Genomic DNA, 5,204 nt, shown 5'->3' on the forward strand with positions numbered 1-5,204 from the left:
GGCTGTTTACCGGCTGGCGGCCCACGCCGGCTTTCTGGGCTGGCTGGGCTGCGAACTGGGCCGGTTGCCCGGCGGCGATGGCTGGGTCAGCGCATCGTGGGGGCTCTACTCGCTGGCCATTATGATACCCGGTCTGCGGTTGAACAACCGCGCCCTGCGTAACACCGGCCTGGCCACCCTGTTCCTGACCGTGGGCAAACTTTTGATAGTAGACCTGGCCCGGGTGGATCCCCTGTGGCGGATCCTGTTGTTCCTGGCTTTCGGCTCGGTGCTGCTGGGACTGGGCTACTGGCTGCGGGACCTGTGGCGCACAGCCGATGACGCCACATAACTGCGTTTGGTCGTCGTCCGCAACTGGCCTGACAGCGCGGAACAGCCGTTTTATTATTGACTGAATCGGAAAAAGTTGTATCTTAAGAATGATTATCAGAGTTAAACAGGTTCGGTCGGCAAGGGCCGGAAGATGATTTACGGGAGGCGGGGGAGCAATACCCGCGTTAGTTTGGTTGGATTAAACGGGAGCCTTTGAAATGATTGTGAAATATTCGCCCGATGAAATAAAGAGAGTCATGAACTACATACTGGGACCGTTGGTATTTTACCTAATGATTGCGTTCATGCTGATGTTCCTGGTGGCGGGTTTCTAGCCCCGTTAAAAAAAGTGACCCCGGGGGATGCACGGCTCAGGCGGTGGTGGCGGTCATGGTCAGCTTACCGTGTTTCACTCCCCGGGTGGCCATCAGGCGGTCGGCGGCTTTCTTGATCCAGCAGTTCGGCCCCTTGAAAATCACTACCTCCATGCAGTTGTCACGATCGATATGCACGTGCAGCGATGAGACGATCAGGTGCTGGTATTCGTGCTGGAGCTGGTTCAGCGTGTCGGGCAGCTCCCGGCGATTGTGGTCGTACACGAGGCTCATCGAGGCCACCGCCGGCGTGCGGTCCGTGGCCAGCTGCTGGGTGGCCAGATGATCGCGGATCAAATCGCGGATCGCCTCGCTGCGGCTGCTGTAGCCCTCGCGGTCGATATGCCGGTCGAAACTGGCGGCCAGCTCCTGCTCGATCGAAACTCCGAATCGGGTAACTCTGGACATTCTTGACTGCTCCTTTGCGCGGTAAGTCGTGCTATGCCGCGGCGGATCAGGTTCAATTGACACCAGACGGGTAAGCGGATAAATTATCCTTTCCGGATGTACCTGCAATAATTTAGGTGCGCCGGGCCGACGGTGCAATCCCATCTGCTGAGAGAGTGTTTGCAACACGGAGCGGCACAGGCCGTTAGCAGGATGGGATTTTGAGTATCGAGGACAATTTGGAGGATAGATGATCGATGTAACCAAGCTGCTGGTCGGTGACAGCTGGGACGGCGATGTGATCCGCTACGGCCGCGCAGTTAAAGATAAGTCCGCCCGGGGCGAGTCGCCCACCAGCATGCGCATACCCAAAAGCGCGGCCGAGCGCCGGCCAGTCACTGTCTGGAACGTCTCGCGCCGCTGCAACCTTCGCTGCGTCCACTGCTATACCGACAGCGACAACAAGGTCTACAAAGGCGAGTTGACTCTGGAGGAAGGTAAGAAACTGCTGGACGACCTGGCCGAGTTCGAGGTACCGGCGGTGCTGTTTTCCGGCGGCGAGCCGCTGGTGCGCAAGGACATTTTCGAGCTGGTCGATTATGCTCTCGCCAAAGGCCTTCGCCCCACCCTGTCCACCAACGGTACGCTGATCGATGACAAAATGGCCCGCCGGATCAAAAACAGCGGGTTCACCTACGTGGGGATCAGCCTGGACGGGATCGGCGAGGTCAACGACTGCTTCCGCGGCAAGAAAGGCGCGTTCGACATGGCCATGCGGGGATTCCGCAACCTGGTCGAGCTGGGCCAGCGGGTCGGCCTGCGCCTCACGCTTACACGCCACAACTACCAGGACCTCGACAAGATTTTCGACTTCATCGAAGAAGAGAAAATCAACCGCGCCTGTTTCTACCACCTGGTCTATTCCGGCCGCGGCGAGTCGATATCCGACGACGACCTGACCTACCGGGAAACCCGTGACGCGATGGAATTAATCATCCGCCGCACCCGCGATTTCAAAGCCCGCGGCAAAGATGTCAACATCCTCACGGTCGATAACCATGTCGACAGTATCTATATCCTGCGCAAACTCGAGGCCGAAGGCGACTCCCGCGCCGACGAGGTCCGCAAGCTGCTGGAGTGGAACCAGGGCGGGATGTTCTCCACCGGCGTCGGCATCGGCGAGGTCGACTGGTTCGGCAATGTCCACCCGGATCAGTTCTGGATGGACTACACTTTCGGCAATATCCGCGAGCGCAAGTTCGGCGATATCTGGACCGATACCTCCGACCCGCTGATGGCCGGTCTCAAAAACAGGCCGTCGATGATCAAGGGCCGCTGCCGTCTGTGCAAGTATTTCAAGCTCTGCGGCGGCGCGATGCGGGTGCGCGCCCAGCGCGTCTACGATGACCCGTTCGGTCCGGACCCGGCCTGCTATCTCACCGATGAAGAGATCGGGCTGACCGACGAGAAGAAACGCGAACTGGAAGCCAATGGTGAAATCTATCCCGTGCCCGAACGGTTGACCCGCTAGGGATGGTTTGCAGCCGCATTAGTATTCAAGGGGCCGCTCAATTGACGGGCGGCCCCTTTTTGAGTTTGCTGTGAACGGAGAAAAGCGGGCGGGCCGGCACGATGATTGCGCGCAACGCACCCTTGAAGGTAACTAGCAGAAGGTGCTCGGCAATCATCGTGCCGGCCCGCCGTCCGCGGCGCAGCGCGGTTTCGATAACCGCGCAGCGCCGTTGGAATCCACCGGTTTGAATCTTGGCGGGTGCGAAGTTATCTTATCTACTTCGTTTAACAGGTTCGCACGAGGGTTTAACGACCTGCTCAAGTCTTGTTATTTGTCGGACGGGCGAACCTTGTGTTCGCCCGTAACTGCTCGGTACGATACCTGGAAGGGTCGTTAGTTGCTCAGCTTCCTCAATCCTCTCGCGTTGTTCGGGCTGATTGCGGCGGCGCTGCCGCTCGTGATTCATCTGCTCAGCCGCTGGCGAACCAGGACGCTCGATTTCAGCAGCCTGCTGTTGCTGCGTAAGGTCCAGAGCCGCAGTGTCCGTCGTCTGAGAGCCCGCCAGTGGTTGCTGCTCCTGCTGCGCACGCTGATTATCATCCTGCTTGTTCTTGTTCCGGCCCGTCCGGCTGTGCGTGGACTCTTCGGCACCGGCCCCGAGGACCATCTGCCGGTTGAAGTTGTCATTATCACTGACAATACCGCCAGCACCCGTTATGTAGCTGGCAGGGGCATGATCTTTAATCTGCTGCATGCTAAGATCGACCGCCTGGTCGGCTGGCTTGGTCCAGCGGATCGTTACATGCTGCTGGAGGCTTCTTTTGAAAGTCATCTTGATTCAAGGGATTGGATTTCACCGGATCCGGATAAATTAAAGGCAGAAGAAAATCTGCTGCCCGGTTTCGGTTCGGTTGCACTGGCCCCGGTTATCGAATCCGCCGGCCGAATGTTTTCTGCTGACCGGGATCGATACGAGCGGGAAATCTATCTGTTCACAGACAGGCAGCGCGGGTTTCTCGGTGCCGACAGCCTGGTGATCGATACCGCTGCCGGGATCCGGTTGTACCTGGTCGATATCCACGAAACCGGCCCGCGGAATACTGCTGTCAAGTCGGTGGGCCTGCCGGGAGAGCTTGTCCGGCCCGGCGCTCCGCTCGAGGTCACTGTCGGGCTGACGCGTTTCGGCGGCGATTCCGTGATGCAGGTGTTTCCCAGGATTTACCTCGACGGCCGGCTGGTGGGCCAGGGCGAGGCCACCCTGGAACCGGATCAAGAAGCTTTCTCGGTTGTCGAGATACCCCCGCTCGAGCCTGGGTACCACGAACTGGCCGCTGAGCTTGATGCCGATCCCCTGGCCGCCGACAACCGTCGGTCCATTGTGCTGATGGTTCCAGAGGTGCCGCGGGTTGTGCTGGTTGAGCGCGGGTTGCCGGCGGGTCCGGATTTCCTGGGCGCGGCGCTGCAGGTGCTGTCGAACAGCCGGGCGGGCGCGATCCGTTTTCGCCGGGCGGCGGACTTGCCCGGATCGCCCGCGGAGATTGGTGAGGCCGACGTGTTTGTCGTCCACGGCCTCGACTACCCCCGGTCGCGAATCATTGCGTTTCTCGCCGAACTCCGCCGCCAGGGCCGTCACGCGTTGTTCATTCCCCGCGACGGCGATCAGTCCCCGCGGGAGTTCAACGAAGCCGTCCGCCGGCTGGAACTTCCCCTGGAACTCGGCGGTCTGGCCAGACTGGGGCAGGGAGGGTTTGATCTCCCACAGCCGGAAAGACAGCCGGGCAAGGGAGAAGTTTTCGACAGGCTGTTCGCCGGGATCGGGGGGTTGTCCCAGGCAAGGTTGTTTAGCATGCGGGACCTGGAGCAGCCCGAGGCCGGGGGGGCCGCCTGGGACCTGGCAACCCGCGGAGCGCGTATATGGCTGAGGATGGTGCGCGCCGGCGATGCCAACCTGATAGTCTCCACGGTCGATCTCGGCTCGGACGAGGAAACCGAGCTTCCGGACACGCCGCTTTTTGTCCCGCTCGTGCATTCGCTGGTCACCATGCTTGGAGACACCGGTCCGCTGATGCGCCGGAGCGTGACGGTCGGCGATGAGGTGACCATCTATTTCGGCGGGACAGTCAATACGGCCGGGATGGAAATCCACGGACCCGGCGGCGCCCGCTACCTGCTGCCCCCTGGGGAGCGCGACCGCTGGGTGTTCGAGCGGACCGGCGAGCCGGGGGCATACTGGCTTTACCGCGACGGCCGGCTTGCCGGCGGTTTCGGGGCCGGACTGGACGTGCGCGAGAGCGATGTCCGGCTGGAACTCGATTCCCGTTTGGAGCGGATATTCGCCGGGCTGAATTTTAACCATGTCGCCGCCGGGAGCGCCTTGGAGGACGGAGTCCTGCTGGGACGAGGCGGAGTGGAAATCTGGCAGTGGCTGCTGATTGCGGCACTGGTTTTGCTGGGTATAGAGCAGCTGGTGGCCAACCGCCGCCGTGACGAGGAATAGTTAAAGCAGACTGAAATTATAGAATTTGATGGATACGCTGAAAAAGCTGCTGGAGTTGCTGGGCGACTCAAGCCCGTTCAACCGGACCCTGGAATCCGTGCGCAATGCCGAAAAATCCGGG

Annotated in this window: 3 protein-coding genes and 2 pseudogenes (2 of these 5 only partly in view); 4 read left to right on the forward strand and 1 reads right to left on the reverse strand. The window is 60.4% G+C overall.

Going from position 1 to position 5,204, the window contains the following annotated elements:
* Positions 1-331 (forward strand): annotated as a pseudogene (locus FVQ81_05085) (DUF2339 domain-containing protein) (it extends 98 nt beyond the left edge of the window).
* Positions 332-683: 352 nt separating this feature from the next.
* Here the strand turns inward: FVQ81_05085 and nikR are convergent.
* A complete protein-coding gene (gene nikR / locus FVQ81_05090; GenBank protein ID MBW7995943.1) occupies positions 684-1,094 on the reverse strand; it encodes a nickel-responsive transcriptional regulator NikR in 411 nt (136 codons plus the stop codon).
* 229 nt (positions 1,095-1,323) lie between these two features.
* Between nikR and FVQ81_05095 the strand changes: the two genes are divergently transcribed.
* From FVQ81_05095 to mfd, 3 genes and pseudogenes are all read left to right on the forward strand, one after another.
* The gene (locus tag FVQ81_05095) at positions 1,324-2,604 is read left to right on the forward strand and encodes a radical SAM protein (protein MBW7995944.1); all 1,281 of its coding nucleotides are present in this window, start codon (positions 1,324-1,326) and stop codon (positions 2,602-2,604) included.
* Between the two features lie 379 nt (positions 2,605-2,983).
* Positions 2,984-5,083 (forward strand): hypothetical protein, encoded by a 2,100-nt coding sequence (locus FVQ81_05100; GenBank protein ID MBW7995945.1) that lies wholly within the window; start codon positions 2,984-2,986, stop codon positions 5,081-5,083.
* A 28-nt stretch (positions 5,084-5,111) separates the two neighbouring features.
* Positions 5,112-5,204: pseudogene (gene mfd, locus FVQ81_05105) on the forward strand (transcription-repair coupling factor); it runs 3,309 nt beyond the window's last position.

The organism is Candidatus Glassbacteria bacterium (assembly GCA_019456185.1).
In the GTDB taxonomy this organism is placed as follows: Bacteria; Gemmatimonadota; Glassbacteria; order GWA2-58-10; family GWA2-58-10; genus JAJRTS01.